The organism is Pseudomonas sp. NEEL19, assembly GCF_028751975.1.
In the GTDB taxonomy this organism is placed as follows: Bacteria; Pseudomonadota; Gammaproteobacteria; order Pseudomonadales; family Pseudomonadaceae; genus Aquipseudomonas; species Aquipseudomonas juntendi.
In genome coordinates, this window is sequence record NZ_CP081491.1 from 2,332,888 (window position 1) to 2,356,363 (window position 23,476).

A 23,476-nucleotide genomic window follows, 5' to 3' on the forward strand; every position below is an offset into this window, starting at 1 on the left:
TTGCCCGGCCGGGCGGTGACCCGTAAGGTTCAGTGGCATCTGCTTCAGCAGGTGGCAATGCCAGGTTCATGCTGTGGCGTTCGGATTTTGGATTATCGTTTGGCGCAATCGCCAGTCATGGATCAAACGAATATGAGCGATACCCCCCAGGCCGGCCGTAGTTACTGGGCAGTTTTCCTGATTTTTTTGCGATTGGGCCTGACTTCGTTTGGCGGCCCCATCGCACACTTGGCTTATTTCCGGGATGAATTCGTTGTGCGTCGACAGTGGCTAAGCGCGCGCAGTTATGCGGATTTGGTCGCCCTTTGCCAGTTTCTGCCCGGGCCTGCAAGCAGTCAGGTCGGCATCGCGCTTGGGCTGAGCCGCTTGGGCTATGGCGGTGCACTGGTTGCCTGGCTGGGCTTCACCCTACCATCGGCGATTGCCTTGATCCTCTTCGCTCAGGGCCTGGCCTGCTATGGCGATGCGGTGCCCACTGGCGTGTTGCACGGTTTGAAGGTGGTGGCGGTGGCGGTAGTCGCACAGGCGGTATGGGGTATGGCGCGTAATGCGTGCACCGATGCACCGCGCATGGCCATCATGGCGGCAGCGACCTGTTTCGTGCTGCTGCTGCCTTCGGCCTTAGGGCAAGTGGGCGTCATTGGCGTTGCCGCACTCATCGGTCTATTGCTGTTCAAGCCCCAGCCGGGGGCATGCCATGATTCACTGCCCATCAGCATTCGCCGTCGCGCAGGCTTATGTTGGCTGGCCTTGTTCTTGACCTTGCTGCTGGGGCTGCCGCTGCTGGCAACGTTATTCCCCGGCCAGACGCTGTCGATGCTGGACGCGTTCTACCGTTCCGGCTCGCTGGTCTTCGGTGGCGGGCATGTGGTGCTGCCGCTATTGGAGGCGCAAGTCGTGCCATCTGGGTGGGTCGACAAAGACGCATTCCTGGCTGGCTATGGCGCGGCTCAAGCCGTCCCAGGGCCGCTTTTCACCTTCGCAGCCTACCTCGGCGCCTCAATGAACCAGGCGCCCAGCGGCTGGCTGGGGGGCCTGATCTGCCTGGTGGCGATTTTCGCGCCTGCGTTCCTGCTGGTTGTGGGTGTTTTGCCGTTCTGGCAGCGGCTGCTGCGTAACAGCCGCACCCAAGCGGCACTGCTGGGCATCAATGCGGCAGTGGTGGGGTTATTGCTTGCCGCCTTGTATCAGCCCGTATGGACGAGTGCGATTCGCGCCCCACATGACGTTGGCCTGGCCCTTCTGGCGCTGGTTGCCTTGATGTTCTGGAAATTGCCGCCGTGGCTGGTTGTACTCTGCAGCGGCGGCCTGGGCTGGCTGTTGGATATCGCCCTGACAGGCTAATTACTGATGTCTGCAATCGCGGGGTGGATTGCCCGGAGCGTTGCGTCACTGCCACCGCAGCCCTGAAAACATAAATTACCGAAAGGTGCTTGACCGGAGAGAACGATCGTTCTACATTCGCCCCATGAGCAGACCAACGATAGATCACAGAGACCAGATCCTGGCCACCGCCGAGAAACTCATCTACGAAAACGGGATTCATGCCACGGGTATGGATTTACTGGTGAAAACTTCAGGCGTGTCGAGAAAGGGCATCTACAACCACTTCGCTACCAAAGATGATATTGCCGCTGCGGCCTTGCGGGCCCGCGACGTACGCTGGATGCAGTGGTTCAGGACTGAATGCGATAAAGCAGCCACGCCATACGCTCGCATACTGAACATGTTCACTGTGTTGAAAGGCTGGTTCGAGTCGGATGGTTTTCGCGGTTGTGCATTCATCAACACGGCAGGCGAGGTCGGGGACCCTGAAGATCCCATTCGCCAGATCGCCAAGTTGCACAAGCAGAAACTCTTGGACTACACGCTTGAACTGGCTGAGCAATTGAATGTTCGGCACCCGCCGGTCTTGGCCCGGCAGTTGTTTGTCCTGATCGAAGGCGCGATCACCATGGCGCGTGTCATGGGGGATTATCACGCTGCTGATGATGCCAAGGAAGTTGCGCAACTTTTGCTGAAAGAGTTTGCGCCCTGACGTTTGAATGCCTGAAGTTGTAATCACACTTTGCTGCCCAACTCGACTGGAGTCATTACCATGTCCAACGCCCAAACTCGCCCGCCACTTCCACCTTTTACCCGTGAAACAGCCATCGAGAAAGTTCGACTTGCTGAAGATGGCTGGAACAGCCGCGACGCGGAAAAAGTCTCGCACGCCTATACGCTGGATACCCAATGGCGTAACCGCGTTGAGTTCGCCACCAACCGCGAAGAAGCGAAAGGTTTCCTGACCCGCAAGTGGAAAAAAGAGCTGGATTACCGCCTGATCAAAGAGCTCTGGGCGTTTACCGATAACCGCATCGCCGTGCGTTACGCTTACGAGTGGCATGATGATTCCGGTAACTGGTTTCGCTCCTACGGTAATGAGAACTGGGAATTCGAAGCGGATGGCCTGATGCACCGTCGCTTCGCCTGCGTTAACGATATGCCTATCAAGGAAAGCGAGCGCAAGTTCCACTGGCCGTTGGGCCGCCGTCCGGATGACCACCCTGGGCTGAGCGAGCTCGGGCTGTAAGTGATCTTCCACCTGATCCTTCCACTTGAAGGGTCAGGTTTTTGTTCAAGTTTTTCCTTCCTGCCATACCGGGCTGCGCGCAGGCGATCAGGCCCGACCTCAATCATCCAGATTGCGTGACACCTCCCTGGCCAGTTCAATGAAAGCGCGCACCGCCGCGCTCAGAAACGCGTCCCTGCGCCGCATCAGCACTGCTCGCCGCTGCAAGCGCTCCGGCTCCAGCGTGATGGCCACCAGGTCGTCGTGGGCTAAAGCTATTCTGGCAGGCAACAACGTCGACAGGTTGGTCCGGCGAACGATCTCGATCACTGCACCCAAAGCATTGGCTTCCATCTGGACCTTAGGGCGAATGCCATAGGTGCGGCAGTAGCGGTCGATTTGCTCGCGCGTGGCGAACGCTGTGCTGAGCAGTATCAACGACTCGGCGCTCAGGCCTTGCGAGGTGATGGAGCGTCGCCCGGCCAAGGGGTGCTTGCTGTTCATCACCAGCGCGAGCGTTTCGTTCAGCAAGGGGATGGCCTCGATATCCGGAGCATGGATTTCATCGAATGCGATCCCGACATCCAGCTCCCCCGCCAACAGCAGTTCCTCGATACGCTCCTGAGAGACCTCTTTGAGGGTGACGAAGATCTTGGGGTGCTTGCAGTGAAATGCTTCGATCAGCGGCCCGACCAGATAAGTGGTGAACGTCGGCGTTACGGCAACACGCAATGAGCCGCGGCTGAGGTCGCTGACATCATGTATCGCCCTCTTGGCCTCCTGCAGCTCCTGATAAGCACGGCGTGCATAAAGAAGATAGACATCCCCCGCATCCGTCAAACGCGTCGTGCGGCCGGACCGGTCAAACAACTGGGCTCCCAGGCTTTCCTCCAGTTGCCTGACTTGCTGGGAAAGGGCCGGCTGAGAGACATGCAGGGCCGCCGCAGCCTTGGTGAAGCTGAGGTGTTCGGCAACGGCCAGGAAGTACTGAATATGGCGAGCGAGCATGCCTGGCCCCATAAGATAATCTGATCCACCGCATAATAAATGAGACTTTTACCTTATGCCATGCGCTGCTTAATCTTTGTCTCACACACAGCGGCATTGAGAGCAGCCATGAAAGCGATCATCGACGGTTTTCTGAAGTTTCAAAAGAACGCATTTCCTGAGCGGGTGAATCTGTTCAAGCACCTTGCCAACCAGCAAGCGCCAAAGGCGCTCTTCATTTCCTGCTCTGATAGCCGACTGGTGCCTGAGCTGGTCACCCAACGTGAGCCGGGCGATCTGTTTGTCATCCGTAACGCTGGCAATATCGTGCCGTCATATGGGCCTGAGCCAGGTGGCGTTTCGGCCTCGGTCGAATACGCGGTGGCCGGGCTTGGCGTCGCAGACATCGTGATCTGCGGCCACTCCGACTGCGGCGCGATGACCGCCATCGCCACCTGCAAATGCCTCGATCACATGCCCGCCGTCGCCGGCTGGTTGCGCTACGCCGACTCGGCCAAGGTGGTTAATGAGGCCCGTCCTCACGCAGACGGGCCCAGCAAAGTCGCTTCCATGGTGCGCGAGAACGTTATCGCGCAGTTGGCCAATATCCAGACCCACCCATCCGTTCGCCTGGCGCTGGAAGAGGGCCGTGTCACCTTGCACGGCTGGGTCTATGACATCGAGACCGGGCGCATCGACGCCTTTGATGGCAATACCGGCACGTTCGTGTCGCTCGCGCAAAACCCTGAAGTCCACGCCATTTCCCACCACGGCAGGCATGTTGCCTGAACCACCAGCACCTTTACCTACCCAGGAGATTCACCATGATCCAGACTCAAGCCACCCGTACCGCTCGCCAGGAGCTGACCGAGGTCATCATCCAGGCCAAGGCCCGCAAGGACCTGTCCTTCGCGCAGATCGTGGACGGTACCGGTCTGTCCGAAGCCTTTGTCACTGCTGCGCTGCTTGGCCAGCATCCGCTACCTGAAAGCGCCGCCAAGGTCGTAGGCGAGAAGCTCGACCTTGATGCTGAACAGGTCGCACTGCTGCAATCGATGCCGATCCGCGGCAGCTTTTTCGCCGGCGTGCCGAGCGACCCTACCATCTACCGCTTCTACGAAATGATGTCGGTGTATGGCACCACCCTCAAAGCGCTGGTGCACGAGAAGTTCGGCGACGGCATCATCAGCGCCATCAACTTCAAGCTGGACATCAAGAAGGTTGAAGATCCGGACGGTGGCCACCGAGCGGTAATCACCCTGGACGGCAAGTACCTGCCTACCAAGCCCTTCTGAACAGCTTGGCCCGGGGCATTCCTGCGCCGGGTCCCCCCCCCCCCCCCCCCCCCCCCCCCCCCCCCGACATTCATGACAACTGAGCGTCGACTGGATGCTCAGGCCTTGTTGCGCCTTCAGTACAGGTGATTACCATGAAACTTTTACACGTTATGTTCCTGAGCAGCCTGGGCGCTGCTGCCATGGCCGATGACCAAGGCATTCGAACTGTACCGGCAACCGTCGAACCCTATCGCTACGCTCAGCACCTGGATATCGCGCACGTTGTGGCTGTTACGCCGGTGCCCAACGTGTGTGAGGTTGTGCCGATGCAGCTGACTTACGACGACTCCAATGGCCAGCGGCATATCATGGAGTACCGCATCATGGGCAATGGCTGTTCGAACAACTGACCCGCAGCATCTAATCGAGGATCTCGCTGATCAATGCGCCGAGTTGCTCGCCCTGGGCAGCGCTGGCGCAATTGGTGAAGCTCAGCAGCAGCCCTGAACGGCGGGGAAGCGCCAGATGCCAGCGCGACAGGGCCTGTACCGCGATCCCCTTGGCCAGCAATTGCTCCGCCAGGAACGTGTCGCTTACCCCCTGCGGCAGGCGCAGCAGCAAATGCATGCCGCCTGGGGACCGCTCGACATGCCAACCTTTGGGCAAGCTCCGCTCCAGTGCGCCGAGGGTCAAGGCCCGGCGTTCGTTGTAGAGCCGGCGCATGCGTTGGATATGACGGGTGAAATGGCCCTCGGCAATGAACTGCGCCACCAAGGCCTGGGTCATCGAGGGTGAACCGCCGGAAAACAGTGCGTGGGCGACCCGCTCGAACGCTGCAACCTGAGCCAGTGGCACCACCAGGTAGGCCAGGCGGATACCGGGGAACAGCATTTTGCTGAAGGTGCCCGCATACAGCACCCGCCCATTGCGATCCAGGCTGGCAAGCGGCGGGAGCGGGCGGCTGACATAGCGGTACTCGCTGTCGTAGTCGTCCTCCACGATCCAGGCCCCGGTGCTGGCGGCCCAGTCCAGCAGTAGTTGCCGTCGCGGCAGCGACAAGGCCATGGACAGGGGGCTCTGATGGCCCGGTGTGACCATGGCGACCTGCGCCGCGCTGGCGTTGGCGATAGCCTGTTCGACGTTCATGCCCTCGGCATCCACTGCCACCCCCTCCAGTTCAAGCCCGAATTGGCGCAGTACCTGGCGCGTGACGGGATAACCCGGGTCTTCAACCCAGGCGCGCTCGCCGTTGCGCAACAACGTCTGCGCCACCAGCGACAGGCTGCTGCGCCAACCGCTGGTGATGAACACCTGCTGGGCCGTGCAAGCGATGCCGCGCGACATCTGCAGGTACGAGGCAATCGCGCTGCGCAGTGCTGGCAGCCCGAGGGGCGGCGGGTAGTCCAGGTCACCCGGCTGCATCCCGCGCAGGTAGCGAGCACCCAGGCGCGCCCAGATCTTGCGCGGGAAGGCATCCATCGCCGGCAAGCCCAGTTGAAATGGCAAAAGCTGTGGCGGGCGCCGCAGGGCGTCCGGGTCTTCGGGACCATCACTGGCCGGGGGCTGCGCTGTCGCCGCGGCTGCGGGCGGGCGCAGCGCAGGGTTGACCACGGTGCCTTTCTGCTTCAGGGCCAGCAGGTAGCCCTCACTGGTGAGCAACGAATAGGCAAGCTCGACGGTGCCACGGGCCACCCCCAGCTCCTTGGCCATGGCCCGCGCAGACGGCAAGCGGTCACCCGGCGCCAAGGTGCCTGCTGCTATCGCGGCGAGCACACGGTTGTAGAGTTGCCGGTAGAGCGGCGCGGCGGAGCGCTCATCGAGCGGTGCGAAGGATCGGGAAGAAAACGTCATCATGGCCTAGTTCATATACCCTTTCTTGGCTCATTCAAATGGGTTGAACGTGGTTCATCATAGCCCCGTCACCCATCGAACGAGCTTTGCCACCATGACGTTCACCCCGACCCCCTCAGTACTGCGCGAGCCTGACCTGGCTGATTCGGACCTGCGCCATCTGGACGGCGAGAGTGACCTGCATCTCGCGTTCCCGGTCATGCAGCAACTGCGCTCGCACCTGGCTGGCGAGGCCGACTTCATCGGCCGCGTCCAGCGTATGCGCGCTGAAGGCTATCGGCTGCTCGGGGGCTTCGGCTCAGGCCAGCTTGTGGCGCTGGCAGGTTACCGCCTTCAGGAAAACCTGGTCTACGGGCGGTTCCTGTATGTGGACGACCTGGTCACCGCCGAAACGCAGCGTGGCCAGCAGTGGGGCGCACGATTGCTGGCTGCCTTGCAGCGGTTGGCCCAGGCCACGGGCTGTGCGCGCCTGGTGCTCGATACTGGGTTGGCCAACACCCGCGCGCAACACTTCTATTCCCGTGAAGGCCTGCACAACAGTGCCACGCGCTTCCAAAAACAGTTCGCTGCGCCTTGAGCGGCAGCACGTCTCTCATCGAGGTAACTTCATGACGTCGTCAGAGCAGCCCAGGGCGCCTTTGCGCATTCTTCGCCTGATCGCCAGCCCGAACGGTCAGGCATCAGAAAGCTTCAAACTGTCCCAGCACATACTGCTCGGCTTGGCCGTGCAGGCTGGCAGGCGTGGTATACAGGTCACCGATTTCGACCTCAATGACCTGGCGCCGGTCGACGCCGGGTATGCTCAGGCCCTGGCCAACCTGGGAGGGTCTGTAGCCGCAGCGCAAGACGGCACATTGAACCGTTCCGACGCATTGATTGACCAGTTACAGGCCTGCGACCTGCTGCTGATTGCCACGCCAATGCATAACTACAGTGTGCCAGCACCGCTCAAGGCCTGGATCGATCACGTGGTCCGGGTCGGCATCACGTTCCTGAGCACCGCGGCAGGCAAGGTGGGCACGGTGGTGGATCGGCCAGTGTATGTGGCCGTAGCCTCCGGGGGCTACATCAGCGGGCCGAATGCCCGCCAACCCGACTTTCTCCGGCCATACCTGTCCGCCGTGCTTGCCACGATTGGTCTCAAGCAGGTGAATTACTTCACCCTCGAGGGCACCGCCAGAGGGGCGGAGTTTCTGCAAGCGGCCAGGGCCACCGCACAGGCTGAAGTGCAGGCGTTCTTCGCCGCGTCTTCCAAGCCGCTACCGGAGGGGCAATACGCATGAGTCGCCTGAACTGGTTTACCGCATCGCCTGGGGCCGCCAAGGCCCTCACCGGGCTGCATCAATTCGTGACAACGCAGACCGATCTACCGGCGCCCTTGATTCATCTGGTTTTTCTGCGGGTGTCTCAACTCAACGGCTGTGCGCACTGCATTGACCTGCATTCGCGTGATCTGCTCAAGACGGGCATGTCGGTGGATAAACTGCTGTTGGTGCCGGTCTGGCATGAAGCGCACTACCTGTTCTCGGCGCAGGAGCGCTCGGCCCTGGCCTGGGCAGAGGAAGTGACCCGGGTCAGTGAGACGCATGTATCGGATGAGGCCTACGCCGCCGCGTCGGCCGCGTTCACAGAAAAAGATTTGGTCGAGCTCACCGCGGCCATTGCCGCGATGAACGCGTTCAACCGCATGGGGGTCAGCTTCCGCTTGCGACCGGCCGCAAAAGCATGAGGGTTGGTGGCAGGGATAGTAGTATTGGCAAGGCGCTCAAAGCGCGCGCTGGTTCACCCGGGCAGCGAGTTGTTCCGCGCTTTCCTTGCGCTGCGAATAGCGGTCCACCAGGAATTCCTGGTGATCGCGCAGCAGCACCGTGAACTTCACCAGCTCCTCCATCACGTCCACCAACCGGTCGTAATAGGGCGAAGGCTTCATGCGCCCAGTGTCGTCGAACTCCAGGTACGCCTTGGGCACGGACGATTGGTTGGGTATGGTGAACATCCTCATCCAGCGGCCCAGCACGCGCAGTTGGTTGACCACGTTGAACGATTGCGAACCGCCACACACTTGCATCACGGCCAACGTCTTGCCTTGGCTGGGACGCAGGGCGCCGAGCGCCAGGGGTATCCAGTCGATCTGTGCCTTGAACACCGCAGACATCGCGCCATGACGCTCTGGTGAGCACCAGACCTGACCTTCCGACCACTGCACCAGATTCCGCAGTTCCTGAACCTTGGGGTGCTCGACGGGGGCATCGTCTGGCAGCGGCAAGCCTGATGGGTCGAACGTGCGGGTTTCGGCACCGAAGTGCTCAAGCAGCCGTGCGGCTTCCTCCACCAGCAAGCGGCTGAAAGAGCGCTCGCGGGTCGACCCGTACAGCAGCAGGATACGCGGCGCATGCTGGCTGGCCGGCTTGGCTGCTGGCGGCGTATCGAACAGCGAAAGGTCAAGATTAGGTAGTTGCTCGTTCATGTAGCCTCCCGCTTAAAGCGCACCAATTCGATCCAGCGCTTGCTGGAGTTGTTCGCGTTGCAGCGTGTCGAAGGGCAGGGCGAAGAATGCCTGGCAACGGGCAGTTATCTGCGCCAGCGTGGCGTTGAAAGCCGCGTCGACGGCCGCTTCATCGCCCTCTACATCGGACGGATCCTCCAGCCCCCAGTGCGCCTTCAGTGCCGGGCCGAAGTACACCGGGCAGGCTTCACCGGCGGCTTTGTCGCACACGGTGACCACGATGTCTGGCGGGCACCCCTCGAATGCCTCGTTACCCTTGCTGCTCAGGCCCTGGGTCGAAATGCCGGCCTGCTGCAGGGTGGTCAGGCTGCGAGGCAACACCTGGCCCTTGGGAAAACTGCCGGAACTGACGGCTTCAAAGCCGTCAGGCGCCAGGTGATTGAACACGGCCTCGGAAAGGATGCTGCGGCAGCTGTTGGCCGTGCACATGAACAGAACTCGCATAGGGGCTCCTCCGCTTGCTGGCGGACTATCAGAGGCTAAGGCGCAGTGCCAAAGCCGAAAGGGTGATCAACAGCACGGGCAGGGTCAGTAAAATGCCGACCTTGAAGTAATAACCCCAGGTTATCCGCACGCCTTTGCGCGCCAGCACATGCAGCCAGAGCAGTGTTGCCAGGCTGCCGATAGGGGTGATTTTCGGGCCCAGGTCGCAGCCAATCACATTGGCGTAGATCATCGCCTCGCGCACCAGGCCTTGCGCTTCGCTGGCCTGGATCGACAACGCGCCGACCAGCACGCTGGGCATGTTGTTCATGACCGAAGACAGCAACGCTGCGATCAATCCAGTGCCCAGGGTGGCACTCCACAGCCCTTGTTCCGCCAGGCGGTCGAGCAGTTGGGTGAGCATGTCGGTCAGGCCGGCATTTTTCAGCCCGTAGACCACCAGGTACATGCCGAGCGAGAAAATCACCACCTGCCAGGGGGCCTCGCGCAGCACGCGGCGGGTCGCAATGCGCTGCCCGCGCGCGGCGACCGCGAACAGTAGGGCGGCACACACGGCTGCCACTGCACTGATCGGAATGCCCAGTGGTTCAAGGGCGAACAGGCCCACCAGCAACGCCAGCAACACCCAACCCCCGACCGTGAAGGTGGCACGGTCGTGGATCGCTTCGCTGGGCGTTTTCAGGGCTGCAACGGTGTAGTGCTGCGGTATTTCACGGCGAAAGTACAGCGACAGTACCACCAGCGTCGCGGCGACGCTGGCCAGGTTCACCGGGACCATCACCGAAGCGTACTCGGCGAAGCCCAACCCGAAGTAATCGGCCGAAACGATGTTCACCAGGTTGGAGACAACCAGCGGCAGGCTGGCGGTATCGGCGATAAAACCGGCGGCCATGACGAAAGCCAGCGTCGCAGCCGGCGAGAAACGCAGTGCCAGCAGCATCGACATGACGATGGGGGTGAGGATCAGCGCCGCACCGTCGTTGGCGAACAGGGCCGACACGGCAGCACCGAGGAGTATGCAGAAGGCGAACAGGCGGTAGCCGCTGCCATTTGCCCAGCGCGCCACATGCAGGGCTGCCCATTCGAAAAACCCGGCTTCATCCAGCAGCAGGCTGATGATGATGACGGCGATGAACGTGAACGTGGCGTTCCAGACGATGCCCCAGACCGCCGGGATGTCGTGCAGCGAAACGGCACCTGTGGCAAGGGCGATGACCGCGCCGAGCGCGGCGCTCCAGCCAACGCCAAGCCCTTTGGGCTGCCAGATGACCAGGGTAAGGGTGAAAACGAAGACTGCAATGGCGACCAGCATAGGGCTCTTTCTCGTTGTTGATCAGCAGCAGGCAGAGCCCCGGACAGGGCGGCCATCCATGTTCTGCAGGCGTTGGGTGTTGTGTGCCAACCATTGCTCGTTGGCCTGTAGCGTCGCCTGCAGAACCGCGTTGACCCAAGTGGGCAGGTCCGGGTTGAGGCGGTAATACACCCATTGCCCCTGGCGTCGGTCCAGCAACAGGCCACTGCTGCGTAGCTGGGCCAGGTGGCGGCTTATCTTCGGCTGGCTGTCGTTCAGCGCGCACATCAACTCGCAGACGCAAAGTTCACCCAGGTTGGCGATCAGCAGGGTGGCGCGGGCACGGGTTTCGTCGGCCAGGCATTTGAACACTTCAGGTGGGGTAATCATGGCAGTGTCTTTACATATGGAAATACGAATATACGTATTTCCATATGTGGTGTCCAAGCGGATTTGTGATCTGCCGCCGCGGCCGCACCTTGTCATTTGCCGGGGCTTGAGGCAGGGTCGAGGGCAATGACGTCCCTGCCAAAGGAGCCAGCCCATGTCAAAGCTTTATCCCAGTGTCGACCCCGAGGGTTTGATCGAGTACTCGGTGGTGTACACCGACCGCTCCCTCAACCATATGTCACAGGCATTTCAGGGCGTGATGAAGAACATCTCCGGCACCTTGAAGCAGGTGTACAACGCCCAGGGCGTGGCCGTGGTGCCGGGCAGTGGCACGTTTGGCATGGAAGCGGTGGCGCGGCAGTTCGCCACTGGCCAGCAGTGCCTGGTGATCCGCAACGGCTGGTTCAGTTATCGCTGGAGCCAGATTCTCGAGATGGGCAACATTCCGGCGGCTACCACGGTGCTGAAAGCCAGGCCGGTGGAAACCGGGCGCCAGGCGGCCTATGCGCCACCGCCGCTGGATGAAGTGCTGGCGGCGATTGCGGCGCACAAACCGCAGGTGGTCTTTGCCCCGCATGTCGAAACGTCATCCGGGATCATGCTGCCCGACGATTACCTGCGCGCGGTGGGTGAGGCCGTGCACGCAGTGGGCGGCTTGTTCGTGCTGGACTGCATCGCCTCCGGCGCGGTGTGGGTCGATATGCACACGTGCGCCGTCGACCTGCTGCTCAGCGCGCCGCAAAAGGGCTGGAGTGCTTCCCCATGCTGCGCCCTGGTGATGTTCAGTGCCCTGGCCCTGCAACGCATCGAGCAGACACAGAGCAGCAGTTTTGCCTGCGACCTGAAAAAGTGGCTGCAGATCATGCAGGCTTATGAGCGGGGCGGGCATGCCTACCACGCGACCATGCCTAGCGATGCACTGGCAAGGTTCAACGGCGTGATGAACGAGATGCGCGCCTACGGCTTCGACACACTGCGCGCCGAGCAACAGGCCCTCGGCAAGCGGATGCGCGCCCTGTTGACCGGCAAAGGCATCAAGAGCGTGGCCGCCAGCGGTTTCCAGGCCCCGGGTGTAGTGGTGAGCTACACCGATGATGATGCCATCAAGAACGGCAGCAAATTTGCCGACCACGGGCTGCAGATCGCCGCTGGGGTGCCGCTGCAGTGCGATGAGCCGGCAGATTTCCAGACTTTCCGCATTGGCCTGTTCGGGCTGGAAAAACTGCAGCATATCGAGCGCACCGTCAGCACGCTGGAGCAGGCGCTGGAGGAGGTGCTGGCGGAATAAGGGTTCCCGCCCACCCTTGCACCCAAGCCGCTTCGCTATTGTCGTCGCCAGACCTCGCCTTGCTCGCTAACCACCCAAGGCTTGTCAGCCGCGTCGATGCACACCCCGCCTACCCAACGCTGAGCAGGGTGCTGGTCGAGCCAGTGGCGCTGACCGGCCAGCACCTGTTCGGCGAGTGCGGTCAGCCGTAATGGCCGATGGGCCCAGGCGTCGCCCGGGCCTTCGCACAGCAGCGGGTAGGGTGTATGGAGCAACGGCTGCAGCAGGGCATGGAACATCATGTCGCCCAGGTAAGGGAGCGGCTCATCCTGCTGCATCAGTTGGCTAAACACGCGTCCGGCTGGCAGCTCCCCATGCGATGCCAGAACGCGCAGCAGCAGGCGTTCGGTCAGGCTCAAGCCGTCGCTGGCGCCCGGCAGCTCTTGCAGCTGGCGCGCCAGTGCTCGGCCCAACAGCGGCAAAGGCCGGTGCTGGCGGCCAGCAAGGGCGGCCCAGGCTTGGGGTTCAGCGGCGGTGTAGGCAGCCCAAGCCTGGCGCGCCAAGGTCAGTGCATCCTCACCCAGTGCGCGACGTTGTGGCCATAGCCAGGCCAGCAGATCCGGGGCCAGTTGGCCGATACCGATGAAGCGCTCTACGCCAGGGACCTGGTCGATTTCGATCAGCTCCAGGCGTCGCGGCAAACAGGGCAGGCTGGCGAGCACGCGGATCAGGAACAACTGGTCGTAAGCGTCGGCTTCGCACCACAGCACCAGCTGACTGTCGCCGTTCAAACCGGCCAATGCGGCCTGTTGTGCAGCCTGGCGCGGGGCGACAGCCTCGGCGCTGAGGTTGAACGCTTGCTGTATGTACGCGCTGCGCACCGGCCAGTACTGATCTTCCGGCAGGGCCGGCACCGGCCCCATCACCATGGGGTCGTCGAACATCTGGAAAGCGCCGGCAAACCCCGCAACCCGCAAGCTGTGGGCAATATCGTTACCGCAGCGCCAATGCTGCACAGCGGCTTCGTCATCGGCAGCGAAGCCAGGCTGGCGTGCGGCGAACGCCACGGCATCGGCATGCGCCTTGAGCTTGGGCCAGCTGGCGAAGCCGGCTTCGCGGGCCACCAGCCATTGGGTATCGGCAAGGCGATAATGGGGGCCAGGCAGGCCAAGGGTGCGCAACTGTTCCCGGGCGTCGTCGGCCTGGTGGTGCTTCAGGGCGTTGAGCAAACGCTTGGCGCGTTTGCGCAAAGCGGCAAGATCGAGCAGGCCATGGTGGCGGGATGCATGGATGGTGGGCATGCCAACTCCTTTGAGGCTCGGTCCGCCGACAAGCCTGGAGCTGGTACGGAAACAGGTTATCGCATGGCTCGGGTAACCCCTTTGCGCGGACCGCAGGCGCAGCCAGCGCCAGGGCCCGACTTTACCCGCATCGCGGCTTGGCTGGCAAACCCAGGCTTTCCCTGCCGACCCCGCCAACGCATGCGCTGCCAGGTACCGCGCGGGTTGCTGGGCGAGGCCCCGCATGCAGGCAACATCTGTTCGGTTACCGCCCACAAGCATGCCTGAGCACCTCAAGCCGGCGCCGCGCCGCTCCGATAGCAGCACACCCACCGTCGAATCATCGACCAGAAGTGGTGCCAACCAGGAGTACTGCCCGCATGCTTGCCAACTTGAAGATCCGCACCGGAATGTTCTGGGTATTGTCGCTGTTCAGCCTGACCCTGCTGTTTTCCACCCTCAGTGCCTGGCGAGCGGCGGTTGGCAGTGACCAGCAGATCACCGAACTGGACCAGACTGCGCACCAGTCGGACCGCTTGAACAATGCCTTGCTGATGGCTATTCGTTCCAGCGCCAACGTGTCGTCGGGCTTCATCGAGCAACTCGGCGGCCACGACGACAGTGCTGCCAAGCGCATGGCACTGTCGCTCGAGTTGAACGAAAAAAGCCAGAAGCTGGTCGACGAATTCGTCGAAAACAGCCGCGAGCCGGCCCTGCGCACTTTGGCGACCGAGTTGCAGGCGACCTTCGCCGAATACGCCGCCGCGGTGGCCGGGCAGCGTGAGGCCACCCGCCAGCGCTCGCTGGAGCAATATTTCAAGGTCAACGTTGACGCCGGTAACGCCATGGGCCGGTTGCAGGCGCTACGCCAGCAACTGGTTGGCGAATTGGGCCAGCGTGGCCAGCAGATCATGCTCGAGTCCGATCGCCGCCTGGCCCGTGCGCAGTTGCTCAGCCTCGGCCTGCTGGCGCTGACCTTGGCCCTGGCAGCCCTGTGCTGGGGCTTCATCGCCCAGCGAGTGCTGCACCCCTTGCGTGAGGCCGGCCAGCACTTCCAGCGTATTGCCGGGGGCGACCTGAGCGTGCCGGTGCAGGCACAAGGTAGTAACGAGATCGGCCAGCTGTTCCACGAGTTGCAGCGCATGCAGCAAAGCCAGCGCGACACCCTGGGCCAGCTCGGGCGCTGTGCCCGGCAACTGGACGAAGCCGCCACTGCGCTGGACGCGGTAACCGAGCAAAGCGCCAGCAACCTGCGCCAACAGGGGCTGGAGCTGGAACAGGCAGCCACTGCCGTGACCGAAATGACCACCGCCGTGGAGGAGGTTGCACGCAATGCGATCAGCACCTCGCAGACCACCAGCGAGTCCAATCAGCTAGCCACGCAAAGCCGCCGCCAGGTCAGCGACAATATCGACGGCACCGAGGCCATGACCCGCGAGATCCAGACCAGCAGTACCCACCTGGAGCAGTTGGTGGGGCAGGTGCGCGATATCGGCAAGGTGCTGGAAGTGATCCGCTCGGTCTCCGAGCAAACCAACCTGCTGGCGCTGAACGCCGCCATCGAAGCGGCGCGTGCCGGGGAGGCGGGCCGCGGCTTTGCCGTGGTGGCCGATGAAGTGCGTACGCTGGCCTACCGCACGCAACAGTCGACCCAGGAAATCGAGCAGATGATCGGCCGCGTGCAGGCCGGCACGGAAGCGGCAGTGGCGTCGATGCAGGCCAGCACCCACCGTGCGCAATCGACCCTGGACGTGACCCTGGCCTCGGGGCAGGTGCTGGAGGGTATCTACAGTGCGATTGGCGAAATCAACGAACGCAACCTGGTCATCGCCAGCGCCGCCGAAGAGCAGGCGCAAGTTGCGCGCGAAGTGGACCGCAACCTGCTGAACATCCGTGAACTGTCCAACCATTCGGCGGCCGGGGCGCAGCAGACCAGCGCTGCGAGCAAGGCACTGTCGGGCCTGGTGGGGGAGATGACGACCTTGGTCGGGCAGTTCAAGCTTTGAACGCCTTCGGCCCAGAACATTTACGAGCCTCGCAGAGATCGAGCGGCCCTCGCGCAGCGCTCGGTCTCTCGGCACGGGCCTGTCATCCAAAACTCAGCCGACATTTCCTACGTTACGCCGGGAAGTCCTGGACTTCTCGCAGAATCGGTTCCTCGCTAGCGTTCATGTCTTCAGTTTGCCGGAAGACAAGGACCTCTTCATGCACCACCCACCTCAAGGTCACAGGGCTTTCTGTCGCTACCGATTTCGCCTGAGCGCTGGGCAGCGCCGGAGTGCTGCAGTCGCTCGACAGCCTTGTCTCAAGGTGGTAGCCGGGGGTCCGCATGCCTAGCCAGTCCGATCTGCGGTTCAGCTTCGAGGCCCTGGCCGGCCGGGTTGAGTTCGAAGTGGTTTCGTTCGAACTCGAAGAGGCCATCAGCGCGCCGTTCCAACTGCACCTGGAACTGATCAGTTTCGACGCAGATGTCGACTTCGGCCTGCTGCTCGACAAGCCCGGGCTGTTCACGGTCTGGCGTGGCGAGCAGCCGCTGCGCCATGTGCACGGCCTGGTCAGCAGTTTCAGCCAAGGCGAGACCGGCAGGTTTCGTACCCACTACCACGCGTTGGTAGAGCCGCAGCTGGCCCGCGCCAGGCTGCGTTCGAACTGGCGCATCTTCCAGCACAAGACTGTGCCGCAGATTATTGAACTGATGTTGCAGCGCCAGGGCATCAACCGCTTCGAAATCAAGAGCCTCGGCGATCATCAGGTCCGCGAATTCTGCGTCCAGGCCGGTGAAACCGACCTCGACTTCATCGCCCGGCTGGCAGCCGAAGAGGGCTTTGTCTACCGCTTCGAGCACACGCCACAACAGCACCGCCTGGTCATTACCGATCGGCTGCTGGCGTTTGGCACTATCAGCCGGGGCGCGGTCCGGGCCGATGATCCACAAGCGGTAGATGAGGGTGATATCGGCCCCGACCACGTGCTGTATCACGCCAACAGCGGTGGTGATCAGGCCGTGCCGTGCCTGCGGCGCCTGCGTTACAGCGAGCAGGTCCGCAGCACCCGGCAGGTGCTGCGGGACTACACCTTCACCCACCCGCGCTACCGCCAGGAGCATCGGGCCGCTGACAGCAGCATCCCCCATCAAACGCTGGCCTACGAGCGTTTCGACTACCCTGGGCGCTACAAGCGGGACGCGGTCGGCGTACCGTTCACGGCCACGCGCCTCGCGGCGCTGCGCCACGACGCGCATGTTGCCGAGGTGCAGGGCGATGATGTGCGCCTGCAACCAGGGTTGAGTTTCACGCTTGTCGGGCACCCGCGCGCAGACCTGAACGTGCATTGGCGGCCGATCCGCGTGCACCATGAAGGCGTGCAGTTCACCAGCCTGCAGGAAGAGGCAGGCAGCGCCGACCAGGGCACCCGCTACGTGCAGCGTGCCATGCTGGTGCCGGGCACCCGCGAATGGCGCCCGGCACCCCTGGCCAAACCCCGTATCGATGGCCCGCACATGGCCACCGTGGTCGGCCCGCCCGGCGAAGAGATCTACTGTGACGAGTGGGGCCGGGTCAAGGTCAGTTTTCCCTGGGATCGGGAGAGCAAGGGCAATGAGTTCAGCTCTTGCTGGGTCCGGGTTTCGCAAAGCTGGGCAGGCGGCAGTTGGGGCTCGATGGCCATCCCGCGCATTGGCCAGGACGTGATCATCCAGTACGTCAATGCCGACCCCGACCAGCCGCTGATCATCGGGCGTACCTACTGCGGTGATCAGCTTCCGCCGTATGACCTGCCGGAGCACAAAACACGCATGACCATCAAGAGCCAGACCCACAAGGGCAATGGCTTCAATGAGCTGCGCTTCGAGGACGAACTGGGCAGGGAGGAGGTGTTCATTCATGCCCAGCGCGACTACAACACGGTGGTCGGCAACGACGAAACCACGCGTGTCGGGCGCAATCGGCTGGAGCAGGTGGGCAATGATCAGCAACTTAGCATCGGTAACCACTATCGCCAGGAAACCGGGGGCAACCACAACCAGTTCATCGGGCAGAACTGCCAGGTCGAGATCAAGCATGACCTGACGCACCGGGTCGGTAACAACCGCAGTGAAGCGACCCTGGGCTGTCAGCAGGTTCTCGTCGGCAAGGACAGCGCCTTGGTGGTCAAAGGTGCTCAACGGGTTGAAGTCGGCAATGGCATGCAGCAGCGCACTACGGTGTATCAGCTGCATGCCAGTGAGCGCATAGAGTTGAAAACCCCAGGTGGCTGCATCGTGCTGGACCGGCGCGGTATCACGCTCAATGGCCAGACGCTGAACCTGTTGGGGCAAACCCAGGCGACTGCGCAGGGGGCAGGCAGCGCTACGTCGCTGACATTGACGCCGAACGCTGCCAGCACCTGTGAGGGAAAGCTCTGATGACGGCTGATGAACTGGCCAACGTGATCGAACAGCAGCATGCGCCCACCCTGTACAGCTATGTGTTGGTCGACCCCCTTGCCCCTGAGGACAAAGGCGATCCAGCCTTGCTCGCCCAGCTTCGCGAGGCCTTGGGGGCGAGCGCTTTGATGCATGTATCCAGGCCCGACCTGGCGCATGTGCCGCACCTGCATCCGGTACTGGTGTGCCTGGCTGTACCCGGGGCGCTGCCCAGCCGCGCAGTATTGGAATTGACCGCCCGGGCAGCCGTGCGTGGGTTGTTTCAGCCAAGGCGCTACGTATGCGGCTGGGTGTTCAGTGGACAGCCAGCGGCCGACATCGCAGTTCACCTCAGTCGCTTGTGCCGGTTACCCGACAGGGCCCAGGCACTGAGCTTCTATCCGGTCTACGAGCCGATACGCCTCGAGCTGCTTGCGGCATCGTTCAAGCAAGGGGAGCGTGCGCCGTGGTGGCCCATCAGCCGCTGGTTGTTCCTCAACAGCAGTGGGCAGTTGCTGAACCTCAAGGGGCAGAGCGGGCAGCGCTGTCTGCTGCCCGCGTCTGCCTGGCGCATGCAAGCGGATGGAGCATTGGTCGAGCGCGTATTGCGGAGCTTGAGCGCTCTGCGAGCAGGCGTGAACAATACCTTTCAGTGTCAGATACCGTCGTTTGCGGCTGTACGAGCCGGCAACCATATCCAGGAAGCACGCGCCTTGGGCTTGACCAACCCGGAAGATATCGTGGTGCTGGCCCTGCACCAGCTGTGCATTCATCCCCAGCTAACCTCCCTTGCCGCCGTGCGCGGCCTGATAGATGTAGCCTGCCAAGAGCAGCGCGCGCTAGCGCCGTTGCTTGCCCGCTACTCCGAGGCGCATTGGCGGCACCTGATCCAATCCCTGCCGGAAGCGGAGCGCCTTGCATGACCATCAGTCAACGAATCGCCCTGGCTGTCGCTGAAGCCGGGCTGCCGCATGACCACTGCATGTCTTGTCAGCGCCAGGGGCTGCCCATTCTGCCCCTGCGCCGTGCGCTGGTCCCGGATACCCGACCGGAGTGCGTCACTACCGTGGCGGGGCATTTGCACATCTGCGCCAAGCCTGGCCTGCGCACGTTACGCATGGGCTACCTGTATGTCTTGCTTGACCAGCAGGTCTGGCAAGCCTACGCCGTCAGCGCACAGGGCCATCTGCGACGCTTTGACCCCTATGCGCCCCCAGCTGGCCCACCTGGGCCACTGCCGGAAAAATGTGCGCAGGAAAACCACGATATTCCCGCGGCCTTCGTCACGATCGACACCGACAAATACAACAGTGCCTGGCTGGCCTTTTCCAGTGATGCCTGGCCGGTGAGCGTGCTGAACGCCTACAAGCAAGGCGTGGCACCAAGGCACCGCTTCGTAGGGATTGATCTGACCCAGGCGCGTACCCATCCGCAATTGCTGGGCCTGGCGATGACGGCCGACCAGTTGCAAGTTGACAACCTGGTGTTCGAATACAGCCAGCAGGCGTGCGCACCGTTCGACAGCGTGCATGGTTTCCACAGTCGTTGGCTGCGCAGGTTTGCCCTGCGTGGTTACGTGGTCAATGCATCGGACCGCCACCAGTTGGCAAACGGTGTGTTGGCGCTGGTGCTGGACGACACCGTAGGTCTCATCCAGGAATATAACCACCAGCGGCTGAGCTGGGTAGTGAAGCGCCAGGTCTGGCGTGAGGACCCACTACGCGCGTACCAGTTGCAGACGTCGCAGATAGTACAGGTGATCCGCGCCACGCACCGGGAGTGGGCGGCACAAGGGGTGCCGTCGCTGCAGCCGGTGACCGGCGACGGGCCACCAATTTTCGTGGACCCGGCAGTCGAGCGACAGCGTTTGGTCGAGCGTGCGCAGCTGGAAAGTGATGCCCGTCTAGAAGAGCGCTACCACGAGCCGCAGCGGGCTGCTTTCCAAGCTGAGCACGAGGCGCAGGATGCCGAGTTCCAGCGCTACATCGACCAGGACGCGCAGGCCTATGTTGCATTATTCGATACCCCGATGTTCAAGGTGGCCGAGCGCCACGACTATGACGGCCGTGATCGCGAGTCCGGTGTGGCCTATACCAAGACCATGGGACTGTGCTTGGGCGGTGGTGTCACAGAGGCCGTGGTGGCCAGCCTTGAACCCCGCCAGCCCCCAGCCGGTACCAGCGAACGGCTGTGGCAGGTATGGCTACAAAACCCCGACAGCCCTCCCTACCGCGCGCTGCTGATGCGTGACAACGCTTTGCTGGCCGCGCTGTTACCCAGTTTTTCAGGCGACCAGGCAATCAACTGGAACGACAGCGACAAGCTCTTTGGCATGTTGAGCAAGGTCATCGCCAGCGACGATGCCGGTTTACGCATGCGAAATAGCTTGAAGCAGGCCATCGCCGAAACGCAGAGCGCGGTGAATGCCGCCAGTCAACGCCTGGCGCCTAGCCTCGGGCCTGGCATCCACAACGCTGTTCGGCACCTGAACAGCGCAACCCAGTTTCTTTACAACGGGGTGCAACTGATCGAGCTTGAAGTGAAGATGAAGCTGGGCGAGTACTACGCCTTGCAGAGTGCGCACTTGCGCCAGCTGCAGCACCGCGCAAATGCCTCCCTCGCTGAGGCGAGAGACCGTATGTATCGCAGTGTCGATGACTTTGAAGTCGGTTCGTTCAAGGCGATGCGCAAGGTCCGGCCGATCCTGCAGCACGGGTTGATGAGCCTTGCGCTGCTCGACCCTCGGCTGACCAACACCGTGATCAGTGTCACGGTCTGGGTCGAGGGCACGGCTGCGCAAGTGCATGGCCGGTTAGTCGAAGCGGCCAGCATCAAGCTGACTCAGGCGAGCAGCGCGGCGCACGCGGCCATGGTGGATATCTCGGTCGCGGCAGGTACCCTCGACAGCAATGCCCGCAAGTTGCTTGACGGGATGAAGATAACTGCGCACCAGGCCAGCCAGCTGGTGCGTGGCGGTTTCTCAGGCCTGCGCGGGGTTGCAGGCAGTTGGGAGGTACTACTCGGGATCGGTGGGTTGTATTTGCAGTATGACAGCCTGAACAGGAATCAAGAAAAGGCCGAGGCAGAGATTGGGCCTAAGGCGTACGAGGCCAAATTGGCGCTGCAGGGTTCGCAACTGGGTATGCTTGGGGGGCAAATCGAATTGGTGGGGCTTGTTCTGCGAACGAGCATTCGTCATTTGCAAGCGCCCTGGGCGAGGGGGGCCGCCGTTGTAGGAGGTTTCCTCATAAGTCTGGGCGCATTGATAAGTTCTGTGGCTGGGGTGTTTGACGTTGCCCAAGCGTTCGCCGCATCAAAACGCGCCGTCAAGTCGGGTAGCATTCTGTCGAGCAAACAATACGCTCTATCAGGCGTGCTTTATCTTGGTGGCTCTGCAGCGTTTGCACTGGCGGTCGCGTCACCTTTGATTGCAGGGCCTTTGGGCGTTGCCATAGTACTGACACTCTCCGCTTACACTTATAGAAGACTGGCGGAAAACAACGAGCTCAACCCTCTTGAGTTATGGCTCAGTCGTAGTTTGTTTGGCAAGGGTGGCGAAATTCCTAGCGTTCGTTGGGATTCGGTGGAGTGGGCAGATATAGCCATGGCGGAGCTTAATGCTGCAACGCTTGGACTTCAAATTGGAGTGAATTTCGACTCGGTTCTGGTCAGCGATATCGCAATGCGCAAAGTCGGTGGGGTGGCCGGCTTGGTTGTTGAGCAAAAGATAAAATTTCAAATTAGCTTGCCCCGGTATGACGAGGTCAATTCAGGGTACGATTGGGCGTTACTAGTACATCGCGCAGGTGATGGTGAGTTTCCTGACTGCCTTAGCGGAGAGTTGGTGGCATCCGGCAGCCATAATTTTGATTGCCCGGAGCTTCTCTCTCAAACAAACAAGTTTTTAAATTTCGCCGCTCCACGTTTTCCTGACTATCGCCCCGATGTTTCATTGATGAAAAGTGTGCATGCGCATCCAGAAAGCGCGCCGTCATTAGAATTGACTGGTGTGATAGCGCTCATGCCGACCGCTGGTGCGCACACCATTAAATCGGCCACGCTGACGGTTGCGTATTGGCCAGATAAAAATATTTCAAGCGCACGCCTCGAAAGTCGGGTGCAGGCGGAGAATGCATGAGCGTCAAGTACAGACCATTAGCATATCGGCAATTGGGTTGGAGTCATGATTTACCCGGTATCGAAGAAAGGCCAACGTTCAAGCATGAACCACAAAAAATTAACCCTCCACCCAATTATTACGATGATGTCTATTTGGAGTTGCCAAGGGCTACTGTTCGTCCGCGGGGGCTAGGTGCGCTGATAGGCTCTGCCGCTCTTATTGCGGGTGGTGGGATGACGTTGTTCACGTATTGGCTGGTTTTCGATAATTGGCAGGGGGACTGGATAACGAATATTGTTATCTTGCTTGCGCCGCTACTCGTGGCGTGGGTGCTATCGCCCTACATCAAGCTTGATTTTGTGCTTCCAAGAGACGAGCCCATTCGTTTCAATAGGCTGCGTCGAAGAATTTATCTTTACCAATACAGGTTCAATCGATTCTTTGTTTTCAGCCGAAAGCATTGGGGCGTGAAACCCGTTGCCTACAACTGGGATGACGTTACCGCCGAGGTTTACCGGATCTACGCCCCCGGCCACGGCGGTCTGATCGAAAACGTCATGCTGTCGGTCCGTAACCCGGAAACCAACGAAGTCATTGACCGCGTGTTTTTCAGCCACGACCTCTACCACGGCGAGGCCTACTGGGCCATCGCCAGACTGTTCATGCAGCAAGGCCCCGAGGCCCTTCCGAAGTTCGTAAACCCCGCGCGAGACTGGAATGATGATGATGGCCTGAGCCACATGCACTGCCTGGCGCCGAAGGTTTACTGGCCAGTGGCGATTGATCGCGAATCACGTACCGCACCGCACGTAGGCGAAGCGCGATGAAACCTGTTGTGCTTGTCGGTCATCGACATCTCTGCCCATTGCATGGCGCTAACCAGGTCGAGAGCGGGAGTGCTGGGTATACATTCAACGGCAGCGCAGTGGCCAGGGTGGGGGACCGGACTACCTGCGGTGCGGTAATCGAAAGCGGGGCCGAGCACTTCCTGATCGAGGGGGCTGCTGTCGCGCGCAAGGGGGACAGGACTGATCATGGCGGCGTGCTGGATGAAGGCGATGCAGGCTGGTTGCTGGAGTGAGGCGATTTGCGCGCACTGCATGGCTG

23 protein-coding genes are annotated in these 23,476 nt (G+C 61.6%); 16 read left to right on the plus strand and 7 right to left on the minus strand.

The annotated features are described in order from the left end of the window. Positions 1–132 precede the first annotated feature (132 nt). The 3 genes from chrA to K4A76_RS10485 all read left to right on the plus strand — a co-directional run bounded on the left by chrA (position 133) and on the right by K4A76_RS10485 (position 2,575). A complete protein-coding gene (chrA, locus tag K4A76_RS10475; protein ID WP_161892606.1) occupies positions 133–1,344 on the plus strand; it encodes a chromate efflux transporter in 1,212 nt (403 codons plus the stop codon). Positions 1,345–1,468: 124 nt separating this feature from the next. Then, positions 1,469–2,038 carry a TetR/AcrR family transcriptional regulator gene (locus tag K4A76_RS10480; protein ID WP_274412115.1) on the plus strand — a complete coding sequence of 190 codons (570 nt, stop codon included), beginning with the start codon at positions 1,469–1,471 and terminating at the stop codon, positions 2,036–2,038. A 60-nt stretch (positions 2,039–2,098) separates the two neighbouring features. Further along, the gene (locus tag K4A76_RS10485) at positions 2,099–2,575 is read left to right on the plus strand and encodes a nuclear transport factor 2 family protein (RefSeq protein WP_110678303.1); all 477 of its coding nucleotides are present in this window, start codon (positions 2,099–2,101) and stop codon (positions 2,573–2,575) included. A gap of 99 nt (positions 2,576–2,674) precedes the next feature. On the opposite strand, the gene cynR is transcribed toward K4A76_RS10485, so the two are convergent. Beyond that, positions 2,675–3,562 (minus strand): transcriptional regulator CynR, encoded by an 888-nt coding sequence (cynR, locus tag K4A76_RS10490; protein ID WP_274412116.1) that lies wholly within the window; start codon positions 3,560–3,562, stop codon positions 2,675–2,677. Positions 3,563–3,670: 108 nt separating this feature from the next. Here cynR and K4A76_RS10495 point away from each other — a divergent pair, with 108 nt between their 5' ends. The 3 genes from K4A76_RS10495 (at position 3,671) to K4A76_RS10505 (ending at position 5,228) form a co-directional block, all read left to right on the plus strand. After that, positions 3,671–4,330 (plus strand): carbonic anhydrase, encoded by a 660-nt coding sequence (locus K4A76_RS10495; RefSeq protein ID WP_173888719.1) that lies wholly within the window; start codon positions 3,671–3,673, stop codon positions 4,328–4,330. Between the two features lie 35 nt (positions 4,331–4,365). Next, positions 4,366–4,836 carry a cyanase gene (cynS, locus tag K4A76_RS10500; protein ID WP_274412117.1) on the plus strand — a complete coding sequence of 157 codons (471 nt, stop codon included), beginning with the start codon at positions 4,366–4,368 and terminating at the stop codon, positions 4,834–4,836. Positions 4,837–4,970: 134 nt separating this feature from the next. Further along, positions 4,971–5,228, plus strand: a complete 258-nt coding sequence (locus K4A76_RS10505; protein ID WP_274412118.1) for a DUF2790 domain-containing protein — start codon at positions 4,971–4,973, stop codon at positions 5,226–5,228. Positions 5,229–5,238: 10 nt separating this feature from the next. On the opposite strand, the gene pdxR is transcribed toward K4A76_RS10505, so the two are convergent. Next, entirely contained in the window at positions 5,239–6,669 is a 1,431-nt protein-coding gene (pdxR, locus tag K4A76_RS10510) for a MocR-like pyridoxine biosynthesis transcription factor PdxR (RefSeq protein ID WP_443218422.1), read from the minus strand. Between the two features lie 94 nt (positions 6,670–6,763). Between pdxR and K4A76_RS10515 the strand changes: the two genes are divergently transcribed. Genes K4A76_RS10515 through K4A76_RS10525 form a run of 3 tightly spaced genes read left to right on the plus strand, consistent with a single transcriptional unit; the run spans position 6,764 to position 8,398 of the window. Further along, a complete protein-coding gene (locus tag K4A76_RS10515) occupies positions 6,764–7,246 on the plus strand; it encodes a GNAT family N-acetyltransferase (protein WP_161892595.1) in 483 nt (160 codons plus the stop codon). Between the two features lie 31 nt (positions 7,247–7,277). After that, positions 7,278–7,952, plus strand: coding sequence for an FMN-dependent NADH-azoreductase (locus K4A76_RS10520; protein WP_274412120.1), 675 nt, complete (start codon positions 7,278–7,280; stop codon positions 7,950–7,952). Continuing rightward, positions 7,949–8,398 (plus strand): carboxymuconolactone decarboxylase family protein, encoded by a 450-nt coding sequence (locus K4A76_RS10525; protein ID WP_110678311.1) that lies wholly within the window; start codon positions 7,949–7,951, stop codon positions 8,396–8,398. Before K4A76_RS10520 ends, K4A76_RS10525 begins: the two co-directional genes overlap by 4 nt. A 36-nt stretch (positions 8,399–8,434) precedes the next feature. Here K4A76_RS10525 and arsH read toward each other — a convergent pair whose 3' ends face one another. The 4 genes from arsH to K4A76_RS10545 are packed head-to-tail and all read right to left on the minus strand — an operon-like array spanning position 8,435 to position 11,300. Further along, on the minus strand, positions 8,435–9,136 hold the full coding sequence (gene arsH, locus K4A76_RS10530) for an arsenical resistance protein ArsH (RefSeq protein WP_125854409.1): 702 nt from the start codon (positions 9,134–9,136) through the stop codon (positions 8,435–8,437). Positions 9,137–9,148: 12 nt separating this feature from the next. Then, positions 9,149–9,619 carry an arsenate reductase ArsC gene (locus tag K4A76_RS10535; RefSeq protein ID WP_274412121.1) on the minus strand — a complete coding sequence of 157 codons (471 nt, stop codon included), beginning with the start codon at positions 9,617–9,619 and terminating at the stop codon, positions 9,149–9,151. Between the two features lie 28 nt (positions 9,620–9,647). Next, complete coding sequence (locus tag K4A76_RS10540) at positions 9,648–10,931, minus strand: arsenic transporter (protein ID WP_274412122.1); 1,284 nt, start codon at positions 10,929–10,931, stop codon at positions 9,648–9,650. Positions 10,932–10,952: 21 nt separating this feature from the next. Continuing rightward, positions 10,953–11,300 carry a metalloregulator ArsR/SmtB family transcription factor gene (locus K4A76_RS10545; RefSeq protein WP_009686587.1) on the minus strand — a complete coding sequence of 116 codons (348 nt, stop codon included), beginning with the start codon at positions 11,298–11,300 and terminating at the stop codon, positions 10,953–10,955. 154 nt (positions 11,301–11,454) lie between these two features. Here K4A76_RS10545 and K4A76_RS10550 point away from each other — a divergent pair, with 154 nt between their 5' ends. Continuing rightward, positions 11,455–12,588 carry an alanine--glyoxylate aminotransferase family protein gene (locus K4A76_RS10550; protein ID WP_274412123.1) on the plus strand — a complete coding sequence of 378 codons (1,134 nt, stop codon included), beginning with the start codon at positions 11,455–11,457 and terminating at the stop codon, positions 12,586–12,588. 35 nt (positions 12,589–12,623) lie between these two features. Here the strand turns inward: K4A76_RS10550 and K4A76_RS10555 are convergent, their stop codons facing one another. Beyond that, complete coding sequence (locus tag K4A76_RS10555) at positions 12,624–13,868, minus strand: DUF1835 domain-containing protein (RefSeq protein ID WP_274412124.1); 1,245 nt, start codon at positions 13,866–13,868, stop codon at positions 12,624–12,626. Positions 13,869–14,227: 359 nt separating this feature from the next. On the opposite strand from K4A76_RS10555, the gene K4A76_RS10560 reads away from it, so the two are divergent. The 6 genes from K4A76_RS10560 (at position 14,228) to K4A76_RS10585 (ending at position 23,450) form a co-directional block, all read left to right on the plus strand. Next, positions 14,228–15,853, plus strand: a complete 1,626-nt coding sequence (locus K4A76_RS10560; protein ID WP_274412125.1) for a methyl-accepting chemotaxis protein — start codon at positions 14,228–14,230, stop codon at positions 15,851–15,853. Between the two features lie 323 nt (positions 15,854–16,176). After that, positions 16,177–18,249, plus strand: coding sequence for a type VI secretion system Vgr family protein (locus tag K4A76_RS10565; RefSeq protein ID WP_274412126.1), 2,073 nt, complete (start codon positions 16,177–16,179; stop codon positions 18,247–18,249). After that, positions 18,249–19,172 (plus strand): hypothetical protein, encoded by a 924-nt coding sequence (locus K4A76_RS10570; RefSeq protein ID WP_274412127.1) that lies wholly within the window; start codon positions 18,249–18,251, stop codon positions 19,170–19,172. The genes K4A76_RS10565 and K4A76_RS10570 overlap by 1 nt, the downstream gene beginning before the upstream one ends. After that, the gene (locus K4A76_RS10575; protein ID WP_274412128.1) at positions 19,169–22,387 is read left to right on the plus strand and encodes a T6SS effector BTH_I2691 family protein; all 3,219 of its coding nucleotides are present in this window, start codon (positions 19,169–19,171) and stop codon (positions 22,385–22,387) included. The genes K4A76_RS10570 and K4A76_RS10575 overlap by 4 nt, the downstream gene beginning before the upstream one ends. Further along, complete coding sequence (locus K4A76_RS10580) at positions 22,384–23,196, plus strand: DUF6708 domain-containing protein (protein ID WP_338000125.1); 813 nt, start codon at positions 22,384–22,386, stop codon at positions 23,194–23,196. Before K4A76_RS10575 ends, K4A76_RS10580 begins: the two co-directional genes overlap by 4 nt. Further along, positions 23,193–23,450 (plus strand): PAAR domain-containing protein, encoded by a 258-nt coding sequence (locus tag K4A76_RS10585; protein WP_009686597.1) that lies wholly within the window; start codon positions 23,193–23,195, stop codon positions 23,448–23,450. Before K4A76_RS10580 ends, K4A76_RS10585 begins: the two co-directional genes overlap by 4 nt. The last annotated feature ends 26 nt before the right edge of the window (positions 23,451–23,476 follow it).